The organism is Lysinibacillus sp. OF-1 (assembly GCF_028356935.1).
Taxonomy (GTDB): domain Bacteria; phylum Bacillota; class Bacilli; order Bacillales_A; family Planococcaceae; genus Lysinibacillus; species Lysinibacillus fusiformis_D.
In genome coordinates this window covers 4,557,887-4,579,570 of the sequence record NZ_CP102798.1, presented here as the reverse complement: position 1 = coordinate 4,579,570, position 21,684 = coordinate 4,557,887, and the positions used below count along the sequence as shown (strand labels likewise).

Below are 21,684 nucleotides of genomic sequence, written 5' to 3'. Positions count from 1 at the left end.
GGCAGAAAAATTTGCCGCTGTTTTTTATATTAATTTTTGTGGAATAGAGTATGTAAAGCGATATTAGTTGATGAATTTCTTAAAAATAGGAATAAATTTAATCGATCCTTTAAGGTGACGGTAAATAATAGTTTTCTTGTGGTTTTTGCTATCATCCTCAAGACCTCCTTTTATAGCTGTTAATATTTCCTATTAAATCAGATAAATGAAGTAACATACATTAAATTAAGTTTACTTTTTATGTTAATTGTTACAAAGAGGATTGAATCTTTCTCACAGATTGTCACGTAAAATGGGTAAAGGAGTGTGCTAAATATGGATTACGCGCTGATTGAAAATGAACTTACAAATACAGTTGAGGATGTATCAAAGGCTGCTGGTTGGACAGTCGATCGTAAAATTGTTTTAGCGATTGCTAGTAAATTTGTAGCGTCAGGAAAAACTTTTGATGCAATAAGATATAAAAATGTTCTGCAAGAGATGAAGAAGCAATCCTCGTGGATGTCCCCTTTACGAACAACAGTTGGGTATAGTATTGCCGCCAATTTATTGGAGCAAGAAGATACTGAAAAGGCAGTCGAGAATTTACTTACAAACGTGAGTATCTTGAAGGAAGCAAAATTTAGAAGCGGCAATTTCAGCTATATCGGAGCACAGTTTTTGACTGAGGATGAACAAAATAAAAAAGCACATGCACAGGCAGCTAGAACTTTATTCGATGCTATTCGTAAACATCATCCATTTTTAACATCTTATGAGGACATTCCTTATGCAGTGTTATTGAGTAGTCCATCTGATGATGTTGAGCTACGGGCGGAAACAATGAATCGATATTATAAAGAATTACGAACATATAATTTTAATGCTGGTAATGAACTACAGTGGCTATCACAGGTATTAACATTTTTATCCCCACAATTTGATGTTAATCTAGCACCAAATGTTGTGGCACTCCGTGATACACTCAAAAACCAAATTGTAAAGGTCAAGGCTATGCATTATCCTTTACTCGGCTTTTTAGCCATACTAAGTCTTACTAAAGCACAGCTTCAAGATATTATTGATTTATATCATGAATTAAAGGACTTGAAATTATTAAAATGGCACCGTGAATTTGTTCTCTTTATGGCTGTACAAATCGCTATTTATGATATGGCGAAGGTGCAAAAATCTTTGTCCATGACCATTATGTCTTCCATTGAATTATTAATCCAAGCACAGCAAGCAGCGATGATAGCTGCGGTTAGTGCAGCTGCTATTGCATCAAGTTCAAGTTCTTCATGATAGAATAAAGGAGAACTTGATTATTTGGAGGTGCATTTGAAGGATGAAGGAAACAAAACTATGGATGAATGGTCAGTGGCAAGATGCCAAGGAAAGCTATGAGCTAACATCTCCGTATAGTGGTGAGGTTATTGCTCAGGTAGCAAAAGCATCGATACAAGATGTAGAGAGAGCTATCGAAGGTGCACAGCAGGCATTCCAATCGTTTAAAAAGACTACAGCCTACGAACGTGCCGAAATATTATATAAAGTTGTTGAGATTATGCGACAACGTAAAGAAGAATTTGCTGAAATTTTAGCATTAGAGGCAGGGAAGCCTATAGTAGCAGGATTAGCCGAAATGGATCGTACAATCGCAACCTATCAATTTGCGGCAGAGGGAGCTAAACAGTCTAAGGGTGAGACTGTTCCGATGGATGCAGCACCTGGAGCTGGAGATCGTATAGGCTGGACAAAACGAGAACCATTAGGTGTAATCTCAGCCATTACGCCGTTTAATTTTCCATTCAATTTAGTGGCACATAAATTAGGCCCAGCATTTGCAGTAGGTAATACGGTTGTATTAAAGCCAGCAACACAAACGCCGTTAAGTGCTATTGTGATGGCTGAAATTTTTCGTGAAGCAGGATTACCTGATGGCGCGTTGCAGATCGTAACAGGAAGTGGTGGCGAGCTTAGTGATACACTTGTTACGCATCCATACGTCAAAAAAGTAACCTTTACAGGCAGTAGTAAAGTTGGTTTGAGCATTAAAGAAAAGGTCGGTTTGCGTAAAATAACGTTAGAACTAGGTTCTAATGCAGCCGTAATTGTCGAACCATCGACGCCAATTCATAAAATTGTTAGTCGTTGCGTAAGCGGTGCTTTCAACTTTGCTGGACAAGTATGTATTTCGTTACAACGTATTTATGTGCATTCGTCCATCATTGATGAATTTACTGAAGCATTCGTTGAAGAAACGAAAAAACTTATAGTAGGAGACCCGTTAGATACAAAGACAGATGTCAGTGCCATGATTAATCCAAATGAGGTAGAACGTATCCGAGCGTGGGTTGAGGAAGCGCAAGAACAAGGGGCAGTTATTGCAACAGGTGGCGAATTTACAGAACGTACTCTAACACCAACAGTTATGACGAATGTAACAGCTGACATGAAAATTGTCTGTCAGGAAACATTCGCACCAATCGTCTCAATTGTTTCATATGAAACATTAGACGACGCGATTCGACTTGTGAACGAGTCGGACCTTGGTCTAAATGCGGGTATTTACACGAATATATTGTCAGATGCCTTATATGCAGCAGACGAATTACAGGCTGGTGCTGTCATTATTAATGATATTCCGACATTCAGGGTAGATAACATGCCATATGGTGGTGTGAAGATGAGTGGTTATGGACGAGAAGGAATTAAGTGGGCCATTGAGGAAATGAGCGATATGAAATTTATTTCGATGAAAAAATCATTCTAAATTTGCATCAGCTCTTCTTCTGCGATACGATGACGAAAGAACATTACATGAAGGGAAGTTGCAAGTATTATGCCAAACAACGCTGTACCAATGAGCCAATCACGTACGGTTCAATCGCGTCTCGTATTACCCCCAGACACAAATAATCACAATTCTATTTTCGGTGGAAGAGTGTTAGCTTATATTGATGAAATCGCTGCTATTACAGCAATGAAACATGCGAAGGGACTCGTAGTTACAGCCTCTATTGATTCGGTTGATTTTTTATCGGCTGCACATGTAGGGGATATTCTTGAAATCGAGAGTATTGTTTCGTCTACAGGACGTTCTTCTATGGAAGTTTACGTTCGTGTTGTTTCTCGTAATATTGAGACTGGCGAGGAAAAATTAACGACAGAATCCTTTGTTACGATGGTTGCAGTAAATGAGGAAGGGAAACCAGTACCAGTTCCTGCGATTTATCCTGAAACAGATGAAGAAAAACGTTTGTTTGAAACAGGGCCAGCAAGACGAGAGCACCGTAAGCAAAAACGTGCATTACCACATTAAGGAGAAAGGGAAATTCGCTTTTAAAAGTGAATTTCCCTTTCATTTTACATATTTAGTTCATTAACTACATTAATAAGAGAGTCAGAAGAAGAAGAAACGAGCGTAGCTCCCTGTGATAATTCAGTAATTAGATTAGAGATGGCTGAAATATCTCTTGATGTGTTGACATATTGCTGTTGAATGCCAGAAACAGCATCGGCAATATCATTAAATGACTTGGATAAATTCTCTTGTGTATTGACACTGTGCTGAATTTTTTGATCCACATTAAGAACGGAATTGGCCATCGTTGTAATATTGCTTTCTGTTTCTTTAATGAGGTGTGAAACATTTTGTACGGCATTTTTTGTTTCCTCAGCAAGCTTGCGTACTTCCTCAGCCACCACCGCGAAACCTTTCCCATGTTCTCCAGCTCGAGCAGCCTCGATGGAAGCATTTAAGGCTAATAAATTGGTTTGATCAGCAATACCTGTAACAAGTCCAACAATCTCAGAAATTTTCTGAGAAGAGGTACGTAGCTGATTCATCGTTACCTCCAGACTGTTGACACTTTGTAAAATGACTTGGATTAAATCATTTTGTTCTTTAAGCTGCAGTTGACCACGTCTTGATTTTTCTTGGGTATCTGCTACGAAGCTTAATCCTTGCTTTGTCGCCACAGCAATATCATCTGTCTGCGAGGAAATAACCAATAGTGATGCTGCTGTTTCTTCACTAATAGAGTTGAGCTCCTCTGCTGTACTCTGAATGGTTGTAACAAGAGAGTTTTTTGTTGCATCAGCCACTGAGCGAATGCGTTCTTCTTCATTTTCATAGGCCTCAATCACAAGCTGTTGCTCGAAATTAATGATTTTACAAAAAGCATTTATGGCACGAATGGCATCTTGTTTTGAGATGTCCACTTCGCTCACAAAATTTGTGAATGTAGAAGTGAGTGATTGGAATGAGGCAATATACCATTTGGATTGTAAACCAATTCGCACGTGAGTCTCGGCAATTGCCTTTCTTTCGGCAATGTAGGCATCATTTATATGACTCTCAAAAATATCACTTAAATGTTTATGTAATGTAATTTTCAAACGGTCAATATGTGATGTTCTATTAATAATATCGATTAGATCTTGGCTCAAACTAATGGCAGCATAAAATTGCTCCACCATTGCAGGGATGAGATCCTTTGCAAGCGGTTGTAGTTGTTTAATGATTGCTAAATCGTCTACTGTTAAATTTAAAAGTTGCAATTGTTTTTGAAGATTCGGGTAGTTCGATACATCTAGTCGAACATCATTCTTAAAATTTTCAGGTGTTAATGTAATTGAATAGTTAGCACTACTGTTTTTGGAAAACCAACTCATTATTATTTGCTCCATTCCTAATATCCATAATAAATTGTAAGTAAAAAAGCCTTTTGAAATTTGTTAGGTTTGTAAATTTGATAAATAATTGGTATTAAATCTATTTTACTATTATTTGCTGAATATTTGGTTAAAAATTTGGTTATTTCTTTATTTTTTTACTTTATTGTCAGTTCAATTAGTGAAGCGAAGTAAATTTGAATTTAAAATAGGAAACCTGTAAAATACGAACTGTTTAGCAAGATAGAGACTGTACGTAAAAAAGGAGTAGAGGAGGTATTATATGGAGAAAAAGCGTTTTAAATTTGTCATCCCAGTCATGGTTATTGTCGCAATTGGCTCTGTTTATATGTTACGAAACTATTATGCTGAGGTACCCTCTGTTGAGCGATTATTAATTACAATCTGTGCAACTTTGGGATCAGGCGTACTAGCATACTTTTTATTTCCGCAGCAAGGTGATAATAAAATTGATGATAGGGGACCCTATTAACTTCTTGAAAAAGGAGACTGCTCGTTTCATGACAAAACGAGCAGCTTTTTTTATGGTTTAAATAATTTAAACCAGCCTTTATGTTTAAAGATAGCTAGCATAAAGATCGCAATAATAATCATGGAGCCTAGTACAATAAAATAGCTGTAATGGCCATGAAGCTCAGGCATGTTATCAAAGTTCATGCCATATACACCAGCAATAAAAGTAAGCGGGATAAAGATAGTTGATACAATGGTTAAAGTCATCATAATACCGTTCATGCGACTTGAGCTCATAGCCATATAGCTATCACGCATATCCGCTGTCAGTTCTCGATTGGATTCAACCATTTCAGTTAGTTTAATGAGATGGTCATAAATATCTCCGAAATAAGCTCTTTCTGATTTGTTTAAAGAAAAACGGTAAGAATTAAGAATTCGATATAAAAGATCTCGCATCGGTAAAATAGTGCGTCTTAGGTCAAGTAAGTCACTACGGAATTCGAAGACAATCTTCATGGCATTTACGTTGCTTTGGTATGTAAGTTCGCCTTCAAGTGCATTAAGATGATCTTCAATTTTATAAACAAGAGGGAAATAGCTATCCACGATTTTATCAATTGTTTGATATGTTAAATAAACCGTTCCCCGTTCCCAATTCTTTGGTTGGCTTGCTAGTATCTTTTGTACCTTATCTATTTCAGGAACAGGGTTTTTATGGAACGTCACAATAAATTTATTGGAGGCAAAAATATTAACCTCTTCTGCAGCAAGGTTCTCTTCATTTACTCGATGAATAACAAAGAAATGAAAATCATCATAGAAATCGAGCTTTGGGCGCTGTAATCGCATTAAGCAATCTTCAATAGCAAGCGGATGGAAATGGAAAAATGTATCTAATAATGATTCTTCTTCGGCTGTAGGGCAATTAAAATCAACCCAATACCATTCAAATTCTTGCTGATGTATAACTTCCAATGGAAAATCTTTTAGTAATTGTTGTTGTTTTGTAATACCAATGGTGCTTATCACGGTTTTCACCTCAAATTATTTACTACAAAATATTTATTTAGTGCCCCTCTTTAAAGCATACCCAACCAGCAAATAAAGTAGTGGCAAAAAATCTAGAAGGTTTTGTAAAGCCCGCCTTTTGTAGCAGTGTTAAAATATCCTCTTCACGCATAAACGAAAGGGAGCGAATGGATTTTTCCATCTCTGCTACATCAGATGCAGAAAGCTTTGTATGTTGTAGCCAATAGGAACGCCATAAATCAAATTGTAGTTCAGTTTCTAAAGAGCCGGGCTGACCATATTTCGAGACAAGGACAAACGGTGCTCCAGGCTTTAAATGTCTTGCGATTTCTTCTAATGTAGATAGCTTTTCTTCATAACCCAGAATAAAATGCAGAACGAGAACACAACTTGCTGCATCGTATTTTATGGAGGGTAATTGAGTACCTAGTATTGTTCCTTGGTGGAAAGACAGCGTATTGGGTAGAGTGTGTAGACGTTCCTTTGCTATGCTGAGCATGGACTCTGATGGATCAATACCTGTGAATGACCAGTCGGGCCTTCCATCTGCAAGCTGTAAAATTTCATTGCCGCTTCCTGCACCCACAATTAACATATCAGCTTTATCTGGGAGTGTGGAATGATAAAAGGTTTGTATTAAACGTAGCATGGCATCATAGCTTGGCAATGTACGACGAATACCCTTTTCATATTCGTTTGCTAATGTGTTGTTAAATTCCATCTCTCATCACAGCCTTCCAAAAAAAATTTAATAAATCTTATTTAATGTGAAACTATTACGGGTATAGTTCCGTAAATAGTAGTACATAAAACATAGACAAAGTACAAAGAAAGGGTTGATATATATGGAGACTAAATGGTCTAAAGTAATCATACACGCAAGTGCATTTTTTGCGCCATGGTTAGTACCTATTATTTTCTTCTTAATTAGTTCGGATGAGGAAGTGAAGGCGATTTCTATTCAAGCATTGCTCTTCCAAATTGTTATGGGTATTTTAATCGCTATCTCAGTTGTTTTAAGTTTTGTTCTTATTGGGTTACCGTTTTTAATCATTTTCGGCATCATGTTATTTGTTGTACCAATTATCGGTATCGTAAAAGCATTGTCTGATGAGCCTTGGCGTTATCCAATTGTTGGTCGTTGGGTATAATTTTCATAGACGCAAGTATATGCTAGTTGCATATGCTTGCGTTTTTTCTATGACTAATAAGGGTACATTAGGTATATGAGCAAATTATAACCCGCGCAGTTTTAACTGAAAAAGTGCTGTTTTTCGTACTAAAATAGGCATTTTAAGACTTTTCACTTTTCTATGGGCGAAATCATTGCAATTTTTTTGAAGCGTTTTGTATAATATACTAAAAGAAAGTCAAAGATAGTCAAAGTCAGTGAAGCAAGCGAGGTGTATTCCTAAAATGCGTAATATATCAGACATCATAGAAGGTTACTTAAAGCAAGTACTTGAATTAGGTGGAGAAGGGCATATTGAAATTAAACGGAGTGAGATTGCTGATAAATTTCAATGTGTGCCATCACAAATAAATTATGTAATTAATACAAGATTTACTGCCGAGCGAGGTTACCTTGTTGAGAGCAAACGTGGTGGTGGTGGGTACATACGAATTTTACGTGTCCGCGCGCATTCACAGATTGATTTAATCGACGATGTTCTCAGACAAATAGAAGGTGGAGCATCTCAAACGATGGCAGAAGATTTAGTATATCGGCTCATCGATGAGCAGGTAATTTCAAAACGAGAAGCGAAATTAATGTTAGCAGCAATTGATCGCTCCACAATCGATTTACATCTCCCTTTAAGAGATACTATTCGAGCAAAGATCTTGCGAGCAATGCTGACAACAATCAAATATGAACAGCAAAAATAGTGAGGTGATGGAAATGATATGCGAACATTGTAAACAACGTAATGCGACAGTTACAGTAACACAAGTTCAAAATGGGCAAAAGGTGGAGCACCATTATTGTGACGTCTGCGCCTCACAGTTCCATCCATTTCATGCAGAGTTTAAACAAGAGCCAGTGTCTATTCAACAGCTATTGTCGAACTGGTTCGGCTCGCCTACATGGCAAAAGGTGGGGGAAAAACAACAAGTTCAACCACAACAGCAAACATGCCCACAATGTGGATTTTCGTATAAACAATTTTTAAAAGAAGGTAAATTTGGATGCCCGAGCTGTTATGACACCTTTAGTGAGCATTTGCCTAAGCTCTTTAATCGCATACAGGCAGGCCCTCAACACATTGGTAAAATGCCTGGTGCTCGCAGTAATGTGTATGTCATTAAAAAGCAAATAGAGGATATCCGCAAGCGTATGAAGGCCGCTGTAGCAGAAGAACAATTTGAGGAGGCGGCGAAGCTCCGTGATGAAGTTAAAGAGCTAGAGAAGCATCTACAATTTGAAGGTGGTGATGTGTCATGATGATTGATTCATTTTTAGAGCGTGCGACCCCAACGTGGATGCATATCAAGGATGATTATTCAGATATTGTCATTAGTACACGTATTCGCCTTGCTCGAAATTTAGATGGCTATCGATTTCCATTAGCTTTCTCAGAGAATGAGGCACTGCAGGTGGAACAGGCAGTTACACATGCACTAAGTGATAGCCCAACGCTTCAAAATGATTATGCTTATTTTGCTATTAAGGATTTAACGCCTCTACAGCGTCAAATTCTTGTAGAAAAGCATTTGATTAGTCCACAGCTTGCTAAAAAAGAGCAAGTAGGCTCCATACTTCTTTCTGAAGATGAATCCGTTAGCATTATGGTGAATGAAGAGGATCATTTACGCATTCAATGTATGACAGCAAGCTTTCAACTTCAAAGTGCCTATGAACAAGCAAATAAAATTGATCGTATCCTAGAGAAAGTATTACCGTATGCCTTTCGAGATACTTTTGGCTATTTAACAAGTTGTCCGACGAATATTGGCACGGGTCTTCGCGCATCGGTCATGATGCATCTACCCGCACTGACATTAACCGGGCAAATGAATCAAATTATTAATGCCATGACTCGCTTAGGAATGACTGTAAGAGGTATATATGGAGAAGGCAGCGAAAATTTAGGAAATGTTTATCAAGTGTCGAATCAAATTACACTTGGGAAGACAGAAGAAGACATTTTAGCAGACATACAAAGTGTCGCTGAAAAGATTATCCAAAAAGAGCGACACGCAAGAGGGAAGTTGATGGAAAAGGCAGAGCTTGCTCTAGAAGATAGAGTATATCGGGCTTTAGGTACCCTTACACATGCGAGAATTCTAACAAGTGAGGAAGCCGCTACCTGTCTATCTAATGTTCGTTTAGGAGTAGATCTACAGTTAATTGATGGGATTCAAGCAACAACCTTAAATGAATGTGTTGTTAGTATGCAACCAGGTTTTTTACAGCACTATGCAGGTGAGGCATTGCCCCCTGCTGAACGGGATCGTGTCCGAGCGGAAATGCTCCGTGAGGCATTATCTCAAGAATATGCGAATAAGCCTATAAATGGGGAAAAAGGAGAGGATTTATATGATGTTTAATCGTTTTACACAACGCGCGCAAAAAGTATTACAGCTTGCTCAGGAAGAGGCTATTCGTTGGAAGCACGAATCTATTGGAACAGAGCACATTCTATTAGGGCTTATACGTGAAGGCGGCGGTATTGCTGCGAAAGCGTTAGAAGCCATTGATATTAGTCCTCAAATGATTGAAGCTGGTATTGAGGAATTAGTTGGTAAAGGTAAAGAAGATGTCGGCCCAATTGTTCACTATACGCCAAGAGCTAAGAAAGTAATTGAACTATCTGTGGATGAATCACGTAAATTAGGTCACTCGTATATCGGCACAGAGCACTTATTATTAGCGCTTATTCGTGAAGGTGAAGGCGTGGCAGCTCGCGTCTTAAACAATGCGGGTGTCGGCTTAAATAAAGCACGTCAGCAAGTATTATTGCTATTAGGTAACAACGATAATGCACAATCTGGGCAACAAGCAGCTCAAGCTGCCAATACCCCAACTTTAGATAGCTTAGCACGTGATTTAACACAAATTGCACGTGAAGGCACATTAGACCCTGTTATTGGTCGAAGCAAGGAAATTACACGTGTGATTGAAGTGTTATCGCGTCGTACGAAAAATAACCCTGTATTGATTGGTGAGCCAGGTGTTGGTAAAACAGCGATTGCTGAAGGGTTAGCACAGCAAATTATCCATAATGAAGTACCAGAAATCCTACGTGACAAACGTGTCATGACTTTAGATATGGGGACGGTTGTTGCAGGTACTAAATATCGTGGTGAATTTGAAGATCGTTTGAAAAAGGTGATGGATGAAATTCGCCAAGCCGGCAACATCATTTTATTCATCGATGAATTGCATACATTAATCGGTGCAGGTGGTGCAGAAGGTGCGATTGATGCCTCCAATATTTTAAAACCATCTTTAGCACGCGGTGAGCTTCAATGTATTGGTGCAACAACATTAGACGAGTACCGCAAATATATTGAAAAGGATGCAGCATTAGAGCGTCGCTTCCAACCAATCCAAGTGGATGAACCAACAGTGGAAGAAGCGATTCTAATTATTCAAGGCTTACGTGACCGTTATGAAGCGCATCACCGTGTAAAAATTACAGATGAAGCGATTGAAGCAGCGGCTAAAATGAGTGACAGATATATTTCAGACCGATTCTTACCAGATAAAGCAATTGACTTAATCGACGAGGCAGGTTCTAAAGTCCGCTTACGTTCATTTGCAGTGCCACCAAACTTAAAGGCACTTGAAGATAAACTTGAAAATGTGCGCTCTGAAAAAAATGCAGCCGTATCAGGCCAAGAATTTGAAAAGGCAGCCTCTCTAAGAGACACAGAGCAAAAGCTGAAAGATGAAATTGAAGCTACACGAAAAAATTGGAAAGAAGAGCAAGGCAAAGCGGAATCTAAAGTGACTGTGGATGATGTTGCAGCAGTTGTATCAATGTGGACAGGAATCCCAGTAGCTAAAATTGCTTCCGAGGAATCTTCGAAGTTATTACAACTTGAAGAAGAGTTACACAAACGTGTAGTAGGGCAAGGAGAAGCGGTAGAAGCGATTTCTCGTGCGATCCGTCGTGCAAGAGCAGGCTTAAAAGATCCAAAACGACCAATCGGCTCATTCATTTTCTTAGGACCTACAGGTGTTGGTAAAACAGAGTTGGCAAGAGCACTTGCTGAAGTGATGTTTGGCGATGAAGATGCGATGATTCGTGTCGATATGTCTGAGTACATGGAGAAGCATTCGACTTCTCGTTTAGTAGGTTCACCTCCAGGCTATGTGGGCTTTGATGATGGTGGTCAATTGACTGAAAAGGTTCGCCGTAAACCATACTCGGTTGTATTATTAGATGAAATTGAAAAAGCACATCCAGATGTTTTCAATATTCTACTGCAAGTTCTTGAAGATGGCCGTTTAACAGATTCTAAGGGCCGTGTAGTAGACTTCCGTAATACAGTAGTCATTATGACTTCAAACGTTGGTGCCGATGCTTTAAAATATCAAAAGAGCCTTGGTTTCAATGTAGGTGGAGCAGAATCTAAGCATAAAGATATGAAGGGTACGATGCTAGAAGAATTGAAAAAGGCATTCCGTCCAGAGTTCTTAAACCGTATCGATGAAATGATTGTCTTCCACGCATTAGATAAAGAGCATTTAAAAGAAATCATTGCAATGATGGGCAATGCACTAACAAAACGCTTAAAAGAGCAAGATATTTCGTTGGAGCTAACTGATGCAGCACTTGAGAAAATTGCTGAGGAAGGCTATGACCCTCAATATGGTGCTCGTCCGTTACGCCGTGCATTACAAAAACAAGTAGAGGATCGATTATCAGAAGAATTACTGAAAGGTAATGTAGAGAAGGGTAATCAGGTAATCATTGATTATGTAGACGGTGAGTTTATTGTAAAGAAAAAAGAGGGAGTATCCATCTCTAAATAATTTTATGCAAAGACAGCGAGGCTTTAAGTGCCAAGCTGTCTTTTTTTCTGTACAATTAATGATAAGAACAAATATTCGAGGTGAAAGCAATTTGGCAAAGAAAAAAACAAAGTTTGTATGTTCAGGCTGTGGCTATGAAACTGCAAAATGGATGGGAAGATGTCCAGGGTGTGGAGAATGGAATAAGATGGTGGAAGAAGTTGAGATGGTCGCAAAGGGACCACGAGGAGCATTCCAGCATTCTGCTACAGTTACCCAAAAGGCTCTCCCAATTATTCAGGTCGAAGCGACTGAAGAATCCCGTGTAGCGACGGAAATGGGCGAACTGAATCGCGTATTGGGTGGCGGTATTGTACCCGGTTCGCTCGTATTAATCGGGGGAGATCCGGGGATTGGGAAATCTACACTATTACTACAAGTTTCAGCATTACTTTCGAATAAAGGGCATCGTGTGCTTTATATTTCTGGAGAGGAGTCCATTCGTCAAACAAAATTACGAGCAGAGCGTCTAGGAGTGGTTTCTCAAGAGCTTTACATATATTCCGAGACGAATCTCGAATTTTTAAACCAAACCATTGATGAAGTACAACCGAAATTTGTCATTGTCGATTCCATACAAACCGTCTTTCATCCAGAAGTAACAAGTGCACCAGGTAGTGTATCGCAAGTTCGTGAATGTACGGCAGAACTGATGCGAATCGCCAAGACAAAAGGCATTGCTATTTTCTTGGTCGGGCATGTAACAAAAGAGGGGCAAATTGCCGGACCTCGTATTTTAGAGCATATGGTTGATACAGTGTTATATTTTGAAGGAGAAAGACATCATAATCATCGTATTCTACGCAGCCAAAAAAACCGCTTCGGCTCTACCAATGAAATTGCGATATTTGAAATGCTTCAAGGGGGATTAAAGGAAGTGCTGAATCCTTCTGAATTATTTTTGCAGGAGCGGTCACAAGGAGCAGCGGGATCCACTATTGTTGCATCAATGGAGGGGACAAGACCCATCCTTGTTGAAATTCAATCTTTAGTAACACCTACAAGCTTTAATTACCCTAAACGTATGGCAACTGGTGTCGATCAAAACCGAGTGCAATTGCTAATGGCAGTGCTAGAAAAACGGATGGGCCTCATGCTACAAGCTCAGGACGCATATATTAAAGTGGCTGGTGGTGTCAAATTGGATGAGCCAGCAATTGATTTAGCGGTGTTGACAAGTATTGTCTCAAGCTTTAAAGATCAAGCTGTGCGAGCAACGGACTGCTTTATTGGTGAAGTAGGGCTGACAGGTGAGGTACGTCGAGTATCACGGATTGAACAGCGTGTTATTGAAGCGGCAAAGCTTGGGTTTAAAAGAGCTTTCATACCTGCCTCCAATATTGGTGGTTGGGATTTTCCACAGGGAATAGAAATTGTCGGAGTAGAAACGATCAAAGATGCATTAAATGCATGCTTTAGAGAGTTGTAAAGGGAAATTGTGCATGTTGGATACCATTCTGACATGCATTTTCCGTCATTTTTAACGTTAAAATCGGAAACTCAAGTAAGGGGATAGGCGTCCTAGATAATAGCAGGATAAAGTCATGCAAGAGTGTCATCGAAAACACAGTAAGATAGAGGTTGGAAAGAATGATGTCTAAATGATTTGTCCCTGTGAATGAACATCAAAAATAATGATAATTTGATGAGCTCATGAAGGATTTTCTACAGTAAACTATGTATAATCTTAACTAACAATAGGAGGTGACAGCTTGTGAAAAAATTTGTTCAAATTGCCTTTTTACTGATTGGAGGAGCATTGGGCCTTGTTTTCTTACCGCCATTATACGAATTGCTTCATTTATCATCTAATCCTTGGCTAGATAATCCTTACGTATCAGTAGCATTAGGCGCGCTTTTACTATTTACACTGTCTTTTGCATTTTCCGATTATTTTGTGAAGCTCATTAGCTGGATGGAAGAGGTCCTGTTTAAGGTGCCTATCGGTGATTTATTTTTTGGTACGCTTGGTTTAATCATGGGACTGATTGTAGCTTATTTTTTAGGCTTCGCCATCGATAGTGTGCAATTCCCTGTAATTACAGAAGTACTCCCTATTATTCTGTCATTTGTATTAGGTTATTTAGGGTTCCGTTTAGGTTTTAGAAAAAGAGATGAATTAATACAGCTTTTTACTTTACGTAGTAATAATACAAAGAAAAAGGCTGCTGAAGGTGCTGAAATTCAAGAAATACGTGGGAGTTATAAGCTGTTAGATACGAGCGTTATTATTGATGGTCGTATTGCTGATATTTCTGGAACTGGCTTCATAGAAGGAGTCTTAGTCGTACCTCAATTTGTCCTTACAGAGCTGCAGCATATTGCCGATTCTTCCGATACGTTAAAACGTACAAGAGGACGTCGTGGATTAGATATTTTAAGAAAATTACAAGATGAACGTAAGACCAAAGTGGAAATTACGGATGAAGATTTTGAGGATGTACAAGAGGTGGATTTAAAGCTTGTACGTCTTGCAAAGAAAATGGGGAATGACACACAGATTGTCACAAATGATTTTAACTTGAATAAAGTCTGTGAGCTCCATCATGTGAAAGTATTAAATATTAATGATTTAGCGAATGCGGTGAAGCCTGTTGTAATCCCAGGTGAAGATATGCAGGTTGTGGTCATCAAGGATGGTAAAGAGCATAATCAAGGGGTTGCCTATTTAGATGATGGAACAATGATTGTTGTTGAAGGTGGTCGTAGTTATATCGGACAGGCCATTACTGTGACAGTAACGAGTGTGCTGCAAACATCAGCGGGTCGAATGATATTTGCCAAGCCGAAGGACGATTAGGATGTGGAAAAATGCAATATGAAGTAGTACTACCTGCGGCAGGAAGCGGAAAACGCATGGGTGCGGGACAAAATAAATTGTTTTTAAAACTTTTAGAGAAGCCTATTCTGATCCACACGCTAGAAGTGTTTCAACAAGATCCTTTTTGCACTGGTATTTGGCTGGCTGTAAAACCAGAAGAACGTACTTATATTCAAGAATTGCTAGAGCAATTTGAGATTACAAAAGTGAAGGGCTTACCTGATGGCGGTGCTGAGCGACAGCATTCAGTCCATTCATGTATGAAAGAGATGCAGCAGGTAGATATTGTGCTTGTCCACGATGCAGCTCGGCCTTTTATTACACATGGTATTATCGCTAGCCTTGTACAAAGTGCTCATGAGTTTGGGGCAGCTATTGCAGGGGTTCGAGCGAAGGATACAATGAAAAAGGTTCGTAATGGTATTATCGAAGAAACAGTTGATCGTGATAGCTTATGGATGATTCAAACGCCACAAGCCTTCCAATTTGATTTAATTGTGGAGGCAGAGGATGTTGCTGAGAAGGTGGGCTTTCTTGGTACAGATGAAGCTATGCTAGTTGAACGCTTAGGTCATGCAGTGCATATTGTAGAAAGTAGCTATGAAAATGTCAAAATGACGACACAGGAAGATTTAATATTTGGTGAAGCTATTTTACGAAAACGAGCATTGCAAATAAACGAATAGTAATCTAAAAATCTCATTGGCAATTGTTGCTAATGGGATTTTATCTTGATTTAGCTAATGTTTATAGAGCCAGACGCAGGCTTATGCTGAGATGTAAGTGAGGGAAAATGCTCACTATTTGCTATCAGCTCAATTTCCTAGGAAATATGTTAAAATGTGAGGGTATAATAGTGAGTGAATATAAAAGTGAAAGAAGGTGAATGAGACTGCGCTTACAGCAGGCAAAGAGCTGGTTTGATCCACATGTTTTGCTAAAGTAGTCTCTCTATATGTTTCGAATTGGACAAGGTTTTGATGTACATGCATTTGAAGAAGGTCGTCCATTAATTATTGGTGGTATTACGATTCCACATGAAAAAGGGCTAGTAGGGCATTCTGATGCAGATGTTCTTTTACACACGGTTACGGATGCAGCTCTAGGGGCAATTGGAGAGGGAGATATCGGTCGTCATTTTCCAGATACGGACCCAGCCTTTAAAGACGCTGATTCAGCAAAACTATTAGCGTATATTTGGAAAATTGTTGAGGACAAAGGCTATGTGCTAGGGAATGTAGATTGTACAATTATGGCACAGCGCCCCAAGATGGCGCCTTATATTGGACAGATGCAAAATCGCATCGCTGAATTGCTCCATGCAGAGCCGTCTCAAGTCAATGTAAAGGCAACGACAACTGAACGTTTAGGTTTTACAGGTCGTGAGGAAGGTATAGCGGCTATGGCCACAATTCTATTGATGAAGAAATAAATGCGGATTAACTCCGCTTTTATTTCCTGTAACAGAGTGGTAAAATGAACAAAGTCAATTTTTTGATCGAAAATTTAGGAGGCTTTTAATATGACGAAAGAAGTTCGCGTTCGATACGCGCCATCTCCAACAGGTTTTTTACATATCGGTGGAGCGCGTACAGCATTATTCAATTATTTATATGCAAAACATCATAACGGTAAATTCATTGTACGTATTGAAGATACGGATATTGAACGTAATGTAGAGGGCGGAGAAGCATCTCAGCTAGATAACCTAAAATGGTTAGGTATTGAATATGATGAGTCCATTGATATTGGTGGACCTTATGCGCCTTATCGTCAAATGGAACGTCTTGATATTTACAAAGAGCACGCTGAGAAATTATTAGAACAAGGTGTTGCTTACAAATGTTTCTGTTCATCAGAAAAGCTTGAAGCATCACGTGAAGAACAAAAAGCAAGGGGTGTAGCGGCTCCTACTTATGATGGGACATGTCGTCACTTATCAGCAGAGGAAGTCGCAGCTAAAGAAGCAGCGGGCGAGCCATATACAATCCGTATGCGTGTTCCTGAAAATGTAACTTATGAGTTTGAAGATTTAGTTCGTGGACCAGTTACATTTGAATCTAAAGACATTGGTGATTGGGTACTTGTAAAAGCAAATGGTATTCCAACATATAACTATGCGGTTGTGCTAGACGATCACTTTATGGAAATCTCGCATGTTTTCCGTGGAGAAGAGCATTTATCGAATACGCCAAAGCAAATGATGATTTTTGATGCATTTGGCTGGGAATATCCACGCTTCGGTCATATGACATTAATTATTAATGAAAATCGTAAAAAGCTATCTAAACGTGATGAATCAATTATTCAATTTGTCACGCAATATAAAGATTTAGGATATCTTCCTGAAGCAATGTTCAACTTCTTTGCGCTACTTGGATGGTCTCCAGAAGGGGAAGAAGAGATCTTCTCGAAAGAAGAGTTTATTAAAATCTTTGATGAAAAACGTCTTTCTAAATCACCATCTATGTTCGATAAGCAAAAGCTGACATGGATGAATAATCAATATATTAAAAAACTATCTTTAGAAGAAGTCGTAGCATTGTCTTTACCACACTTGCAAAAAGCAGAGCTATTACCTGAAGAACTTACGGCAGAGCAATATGCATGGGCGACGGATTTAATCGCACTTTATCACGATCAAATGAGCTTTGGGGCAGAGATTGTGGAGTTATCTAGCCTATTCTTTAACGACCATATTGAATATGATGAAGAAGCAAAAGAGGTTTTAGCGGGAGAGCAAGTGCCTGAAGTAATGGCAGCATTTAAAGCAGAGCTTGATCAATTAGAAGAATTTACACCAGATGCAGTAAAAGCTGCTATTAAAGCTGTGCAAAAAGCAACAGGTCATAAAGGTAAAAATCTATTTATGCCAATTCGTGTTGTAACAACAGGTGAAACGCATGGACCAGAGTTACCAAATGCGATTTGTTTAATTGGTAAAGAGAAAACAATTGACCGCGTAGAAAAATTTGCCCAATAAAGAGAAATTTATTGACAATCCATTCTTTCGTTGTAAAATGTATTTACATTGAAAAAGCGTTGATAAGGAGAAGTAAGTGGCGCATGCTCTTAAGAGAGGACCATCACCGGCTGAAAGTGGTCTGAGCCCAGGCAAAACTGAAATGCACCTTTGAGCATAGAGCTGAACTATAGTAGGCTTTATCGAGTCGTTCCCGTTAAAGAACGTCCAGAGTGGAGGGCATCTTTGCCTTCAAACAGAGTGGAACCACGCATTTTAAGCGTCTCTGTCATTCCCTTTTGGGGATGATAGGGGCGCTTTTTATTTTTTAGAAAAAGGCAATGATGCAGGCTTCATTAATTTACAAGGAGGCGTCAATACCACATCATCTACGCAGGGAATCTGAAGGAAATTGGCAATTGCTATCGTTTTAGTGTGTAGGATTTCAAAGGATTTGAGCAAGACCAACATGAAAAGGGGGAGTTTTTGTGTTTAAAAGAATGAAGGAAGATGTGGAAACAATTTTTGAGAATGATCCAGCAGCGCGTAGTGTATTTGAAGTGGTGTTAACCTATTCTGGTTTGCATGCGACATGGGCGCATCGAGTGGCGCATTGGTTCTTTAAAAGACGTTTTTATTTTATAGCTCGTGCCATTTCGCAAATTAGCCGTTTCTTTACGGGGATTGAAATTCACCCAGGTGCAAAAATTGGTCGTCGTTTCTTTATAGACCATGGTATGGGTGTTGTCATTGGTGAAACATGTGAAATTGGTAATAATGTTACTTTGTATCAAGGTGTAACATTAGGTGGTACAGGGAAAGAAAAAGGAAAACGACACCCTACGTTAGAGGACAATGTGCTTGTTGCAACGGGCGCGAAAGTATTAGGCTCTATCACAATTGGTGAGAATAGTAAAATTGGTGCGGGATCAGTTGTTTTAAAAGAAGTACCGCCAAACGCTACAGTTGTCGGTATTCCTGGTAAAATAGTAATTAAGGATGGAGTTCGTCTAGAGAAAAAACTAGATCATCAAAATATACCTGATCCTGTGGAAGAACGTTGTCAAGTTTTCGAGAAGCAAATCACTGAATTGCAGCAGGAAATCGAACGCTTACAAAAGGAGAGAGAAACACAATGAGTATTCAAATATTTAACTCATTAACAAGACAAAAGGAAACCTTCGTACCGCTAGAAGAAGGAAAAGTTAAAATGTATGTCTGCGGTCCGACTGTTTATAACTATATCCATATTGGAAATTCACGTCCTGTCATTGTGTATGATACAGTTCGCCGTTATTTTCAATATAAAGGCTATGATGTAAAATTCGTATCCAATTTTACGGATGTAGACGATAAAATCATTAAGGCAGCAAATGCGTTAGGCGAAGAAGTGCATGAATTAACAGAGCGCTTTATTGCTGCGTACTTCGAGGATGTTACAGCACTAGGGTGCAAAAAAGCGGATGTTCATCCACGTGTAACAGAGCATATGGACGATATCATTCAATTTATTCAAGTATTAATTGATAAAGGCTATGCTTATGAATCTGCTGGGGATGTGTATTATCGCACACGTAAGTTTGATGGCTATGGTAAATTATCGCATCAATCAGTAGACGATTTAAAAATCGGTGCTCGTATTGAAGCAGGCGAGAAAAAAGATGATGCATTAGATTTTGCTTTATGGAAAGCTGCGAAGCCGGGTGAGATCTTCTGGGAAAGTCCATGGGGAGATGGTCGTCCAGGCTGGCATATTGAATGTTCTGTAATGGCTCGTGAGCATTTAGGAGATACTATTGATATTCATGCTGGTGGGCAAGATTTAACTTTCCCTCACCATGAAAATGAAATTGCTCAATCAGAAGCACATAACGATAAAACATTTGCACGTTATTGGATGCATAACGGGTATATTAATATCGATAATGAAAAGATGTCTAAATCTCTTGGCAATTTCATTCTTGTTAATGATATTCGTAAACAAATTAATCCACAGATACTACGTTTCTTTATGCTATCGGTTCATTATCGTCACCCAATTAACTTTGCTAAAGATTTAGTAGAAGCTGCTGCAACGGGCTTAGAACGCATTCGTACAGCTTACAATAATGTGAAGCATCGTCTTACAACTACAGCAAGCTTAGGTGATCACTCGGAAGAATGGCTGAGCAAAATTGCTGAACAAAAAGCACAGTTTGAAGAGGCAATGGATGATGACTTTAATACTGCAAACGCTATTTCAGTATTATTCGAGGTAGCACGTATTGCTAATATTTACTTAAATGAAGCAAATACTTGCAAAAAAGTTTTAGAAACATTTATGGAAACTTTTGAAGTAGTAGGCGACGTCTTAGGTATTGAATTTGTAAAAGAAGAAGAGCTATTAGACGAAGAAATTGAAGCATTGCTACAAGAGCGCGTAGAGGCACGTAAAAACCGTGATTTTGCTCGTTCTGATGAGATCCGTGACCATTTGCAAGCCCAGGGTATCATTTTAGAAGATACACGACAAGGAACTAGATGGAAACGAGGGTAATAAAGTTGGATAAACTTCGCAATGAAGATGTTAAGCAATTAAATGCGCTGGCATTAGCCTATATGGGGGATGCCGTATTAGAACAAAAAATACGTGAGCATTTGCTACGTTCTGGCCGTGTTAAGCCGAATACGCTGCATCGAGAGGCAACTCGTTATGTTTCAGCAAAAGCGCAATCTATGATCGTTCATCGCATGATGGATGAAAATTATTTAACAGAGGAGGAATTGGCTGTGTTCCGTCGTGGACGCAATGCCAAATCCGGCTCTGTACCAAAAAATACAGATGTCCAAACCTATCGTAATAGCTCAGGCTTTGAGGCAGTGCTTGGTAGTTTATATTTATTAAATGAACTAGAACGCGTGTATGAAATCATTGCATATGCTATTCAAATAATCGAGGAATCAAAGGGAGTGTCTAAATAATGGCAGAACAAAATGGTGAAATTATTGCCGGTAAAAACCCAGTGTTAGAAGCACTTCGTTCAGGCCGCGATATGAATAAAGTATGGATTGCAGAAGGTGTCAAAAAATCTGGTGTGAATGAATTGCTAGATTTAGCCCGAGAACGTGGTGTAATAGTTCAGTTTGTCCCAAAAAAGAAAGTCGATCAATTATCGAGTGCTAATCATCAAGGAATTGTTGCATCTGTTGCCGCTTATAAGTATGCTGAACTTGAGGATTTATTTGCAGCTGCAGCCAATAAACAGGAAGATCCTTTTTTCCTAATTTTAGACGAGCTAGAGGATCCTCATAATCTAGGGTCTATTATGCGAACGGCTGATGCTATCGGAGCACATGGTATTATTATTCCAAAGCGTCGATCTGTTAGTTTAACAGCTGTAGTGGCAAAAGCATCCACAGGTGCTATTGAACATGTTCCAGTTGTACGTGTGAACAATCTTGCTCAAACGGTTGATGAACTAAAAGAACGAGGTGTATGGATCGCTGGTACAGATGCGAAGGGCTCGGTGGATTATCGAAAAATGGATGCCACATTACCGTTAGCCATCATTATTGGCAGTGAGGGCAAGGGAATGGGTCGTTTATTAAAAGAAAAATGCGATTTTTTATATCACTTACCAATGGTTGGGCATGTTACATCATTAAACGCATCAGTTGCTGCAGCGCTTTTAATGTATGAAGTGTATCGTAAACGTCAAGAAGCGAATGAGTAAC

General features: G+C 39.0%; 21 protein-coding genes and 1 other annotated feature. Of the genes, 18 read left to right on the top strand and 3 right to left on the bottom strand.

Annotated features, from left to right (window positions below; all coding sequences use genetic code 11):
- Positions 1–315 precede the first annotated feature (315 nt).
- The 3 genes from NV349_RS22530 to NV349_RS22520 all read left to right on the top strand — a co-directional run bounded on the left by NV349_RS22530 (position 316) and on the right by NV349_RS22520 (position 3,304).
- The gene (locus NV349_RS22530) at positions 316–1,284 is read left to right on the top strand and encodes a DUF4003 family protein (RefSeq protein WP_271911901.1); all 969 of its coding nucleotides are present in this window, start codon (positions 316–318) and stop codon (positions 1,282–1,284) included.
- Between the two features lie 43 nt (positions 1,285–1,327).
- On the top strand, positions 1,328–2,755 hold the full coding sequence (locus tag NV349_RS22525) for an aldehyde dehydrogenase family protein (RefSeq protein WP_271911899.1): 1,428 nt from the start codon (positions 1,328–1,330) through the stop codon (positions 2,753–2,755).
- A 69-nt stretch (positions 2,756–2,824) separates the two neighbouring features.
- A complete protein-coding gene (locus NV349_RS22520; protein ID WP_016992152.1) occupies positions 2,825–3,304 on the top strand; it encodes an acyl-CoA thioesterase in 480 nt (159 codons plus the stop codon).
- Positions 3,305–3,348: 44 nt separating this feature from the next.
- On the opposite strand, the gene NV349_RS22515 is transcribed toward NV349_RS22520, so the two are convergent.
- Positions 3,349–4,659, bottom strand: a complete 1,311-nt coding sequence (locus NV349_RS22515; protein ID WP_036123811.1) for a globin-coupled sensor protein — start codon at positions 4,657–4,659, stop codon at positions 3,349–3,351.
- A gap of 283 nt (positions 4,660–4,942) precedes the next feature.
- Here NV349_RS22515 and NV349_RS22510 point away from each other — a divergent pair, with 283 nt between their 5' ends.
- Positions 4,943–5,152 (top strand): hypothetical protein, encoded by a 210-nt coding sequence (locus tag NV349_RS22510; protein ID WP_036123806.1) that lies wholly within the window; start codon positions 4,943–4,945, stop codon positions 5,150–5,152.
- A gap of 50 nt (positions 5,153–5,202) precedes the next feature.
- On the opposite strand, the gene corA is transcribed toward NV349_RS22510, so the two are convergent.
- Together corA and NV349_RS22500 are read right to left on the bottom strand one after the other, a co-directional pair.
- On the bottom strand, positions 5,203–6,165 hold the full coding sequence (corA, locus tag NV349_RS22505) for a magnesium/cobalt transporter CorA (RefSeq protein ID WP_036123803.1): 963 nt from the start codon (positions 6,163–6,165) through the stop codon (positions 5,203–5,205).
- Between the two features lie 37 nt (positions 6,166–6,202).
- Positions 6,203–6,886, bottom strand: coding sequence for a class I SAM-dependent methyltransferase (locus NV349_RS22500; protein ID WP_271911897.1), 684 nt, complete (start codon positions 6,884–6,886; stop codon positions 6,203–6,205).
- A 124-nt stretch (positions 6,887–7,010) separates the two neighbouring features.
- Here NV349_RS22500 and NV349_RS22495 point away from each other — a divergent pair, with 124 nt between their 5' ends.
- The 14 genes from NV349_RS22495 (at position 7,011) to rlmB (ending at position 21,683) form a co-directional block, all read left to right on the top strand.
- Positions 7,011–7,316, top strand: coding sequence for a DUF4870 domain-containing protein (locus tag NV349_RS22495; RefSeq protein ID WP_036123796.1), 306 nt, complete (start codon positions 7,011–7,013; stop codon positions 7,314–7,316).
- A gap of 265 nt (positions 7,317–7,581) precedes the next feature.
- The gene (locus tag NV349_RS22490) at positions 7,582–8,052 is read left to right on the top strand and encodes a CtsR family transcriptional regulator (protein ID WP_058845128.1); all 471 of its coding nucleotides are present in this window, start codon (positions 7,582–7,584) and stop codon (positions 8,050–8,052) included.
- Between the two features lie 13 nt (positions 8,053–8,065).
- On the top strand, positions 8,066–8,608 hold the full coding sequence (locus NV349_RS22485; RefSeq protein WP_036123855.1) for a UvrB/UvrC motif-containing protein: 543 nt from the start codon (positions 8,066–8,068) through the stop codon (positions 8,606–8,608).
- Positions 8,605–9,714: a protein-arginine kinase McsB gene (locus NV349_RS22480; RefSeq protein WP_036123789.1), complete on the top strand. Its 1,110-nt coding sequence runs from the start codon at positions 8,605–8,607 to the stop codon at positions 9,712–9,714. The genes NV349_RS22485 and NV349_RS22480 overlap by 4 nt, the downstream gene beginning before the upstream one ends.
- On the top strand, positions 9,704–12,148 hold the full coding sequence (locus NV349_RS22475; protein ID WP_036123786.1) for an ATP-dependent Clp protease ATP-binding subunit: 2,445 nt from the start codon (positions 9,704–9,706) through the stop codon (positions 12,146–12,148). The genes NV349_RS22480 and NV349_RS22475 overlap by 11 nt, the downstream gene beginning before the upstream one ends.
- 91 nt (positions 12,149–12,239) lie before the next feature.
- Positions 12,240–13,616 (top strand): DNA repair protein RadA, encoded by a 1,377-nt coding sequence (gene radA, locus NV349_RS22470; protein WP_036123854.1) that lies wholly within the window; start codon positions 12,240–12,242, stop codon positions 13,614–13,616.
- Between the two features lie 285 nt (positions 13,617–13,901).
- Entirely contained in the window at positions 13,902–14,987 is a 1,086-nt protein-coding gene (locus tag NV349_RS22465) for a PIN/TRAM domain-containing protein (protein ID WP_036123784.1), read from the top strand.
- A gap of 11 nt (positions 14,988–14,998) precedes the next feature.
- Positions 14,999–15,694, top strand: coding sequence for a 2-C-methyl-D-erythritol 4-phosphate cytidylyltransferase (gene ispD, locus NV349_RS22460; RefSeq protein WP_271911893.1), 696 nt, complete (start codon positions 14,999–15,001; stop codon positions 15,692–15,694).
- Between the two features lie 269 nt (positions 15,695–15,963).
- The gene (gene ispF / locus NV349_RS22455; RefSeq protein WP_089933398.1) at positions 15,964–16,440 is read left to right on the top strand and encodes a 2-C-methyl-D-erythritol 2,4-cyclodiphosphate synthase; all 477 of its coding nucleotides are present in this window, start codon (positions 15,964–15,966) and stop codon (positions 16,438–16,440) included.
- Between the two features lie 90 nt (positions 16,441–16,530).
- The gene (gltX, locus tag NV349_RS22450) at positions 16,531–17,991 is read left to right on the top strand and encodes a glutamate--tRNA ligase (protein WP_271911892.1); all 1,461 of its coding nucleotides are present in this window, start codon (positions 16,531–16,533) and stop codon (positions 17,989–17,991) included.
- Between the two features lie 50 nt (positions 17,992–18,041).
- Positions 18,042–18,261: a binding site (T-box leader), on the top strand.
- A 197-nt stretch (positions 18,262–18,458) separates the two neighbouring features.
- Positions 18,459–19,109, top strand: coding sequence for a serine O-acetyltransferase EpsC (gene epsC / locus NV349_RS22445; RefSeq protein ID WP_036123753.1), 651 nt, complete (start codon positions 18,459–18,461; stop codon positions 19,107–19,109).
- Complete coding sequence (cysS, locus tag NV349_RS22440; RefSeq protein ID WP_089933404.1) at positions 19,106–20,506, top strand: cysteine--tRNA ligase; 1,401 nt, start codon at positions 19,106–19,108, stop codon at positions 20,504–20,506. Before epsC ends, cysS begins: the two co-directional genes overlap by 4 nt.
- Complete coding sequence (locus NV349_RS22435) at positions 20,491–20,931, top strand: Mini-ribonuclease 3 (RefSeq protein ID WP_170829858.1); 441 nt, start codon at positions 20,491–20,493, stop codon at positions 20,929–20,931. The genes cysS and NV349_RS22435 overlap by 16 nt, the downstream gene beginning before the upstream one ends.
- Positions 20,931–21,683, top strand: coding sequence for a 23S rRNA (guanosine(2251)-2'-O)-methyltransferase RlmB (gene rlmB / locus NV349_RS22430; RefSeq protein ID WP_036123745.1), 753 nt, complete (start codon positions 20,931–20,933; stop codon positions 21,681–21,683). Before NV349_RS22435 ends, rlmB begins: the two co-directional genes overlap by 1 nt.
- The last annotated feature ends 1 nt before the right edge of the window (position 21,684 follow it).

Coding starts and splice junctions, on each gene's coding strand:
- NV349_RS22530 (WP_271911901.1), top strand. CDS start 316: ATGGATTACGCGCTGATTGAAAATGAACTTACAAATACAGTTGAGGAT.
- NV349_RS22525 (WP_271911899.1), top strand. CDS start 1,328: ATGAAGGAAACAAAACTATGGATGAATGGTCAGTGGCAAGATGCCAAG.
- NV349_RS22520 (WP_016992152.1), top strand. CDS start 2,825: ATGCCAAACAACGCTGTACCAATGAGCCAATCACGTACGGTTCAATCG.
- NV349_RS22515 (WP_036123811.1), bottom strand. CDS start 4,659: ATGAGTTGGTTTTCCAAAAACAGTAGTGCTAACTATTCAATTACATTA.
- NV349_RS22510 (WP_036123806.1), top strand. CDS start 4,943: ATGGAGAAAAAGCGTTTTAAATTTGTCATCCCAGTCATGGTTATTGTC.
- NV349_RS22500 (WP_271911897.1), bottom strand. CDS start 6,886: ATGGAATTTAACAACACATTAGCAAACGAATATGAAAAGGGTATTCGT.
- NV349_RS22495 (WP_036123796.1), top strand. CDS start 7,011: ATGGAGACTAAATGGTCTAAAGTAATCATACACGCAAGTGCATTTTTT.
- NV349_RS22490 (WP_058845128.1), top strand. CDS start 7,582: ATGCGTAATATATCAGACATCATAGAAGGTTACTTAAAGCAAGTACTT.
- NV349_RS22485 (WP_036123855.1), top strand. CDS start 8,066: ATGATATGCGAACATTGTAAACAACGTAATGCGACAGTTACAGTAACA.
- NV349_RS22480 (WP_036123789.1), top strand. CDS start 8,605: ATGATGATTGATTCATTTTTAGAGCGTGCGACCCCAACGTGGATGCAT.
- NV349_RS22475 (WP_036123786.1), top strand. CDS start 9,704: ATGATGTTTAATCGTTTTACACAACGCGCGCAAAAAGTATTACAGCTT.
- ispD (WP_271911893.1), top strand. CDS start 14,999: ATGCAATATGAAGTAGTACTACCTGCGGCAGGAAGCGGAAAACGCATG.
- ispF (WP_089933398.1), top strand. CDS start 15,964: ATGTTTCGAATTGGACAAGGTTTTGATGTACATGCATTTGAAGAAGGT.
- gltX (WP_271911892.1), top strand. CDS start 16,531: ATGACGAAAGAAGTTCGCGTTCGATACGCGCCATCTCCAACAGGTTTT.
- cysS (WP_089933404.1), top strand. CDS start 19,106: ATGAGTATTCAAATATTTAACTCATTAACAAGACAAAAGGAAACCTTC.
- NV349_RS22435 (WP_170829858.1), top strand. CDS start 20,491: ATGGAAACGAGGGTAATAAAGTTGGATAAACTTCGCAATGAAGATGTT.
- rlmB (WP_036123745.1), top strand. CDS start 20,931: ATGGCAGAACAAAATGGTGAAATTATTGCCGGTAAAAACCCAGTGTTA.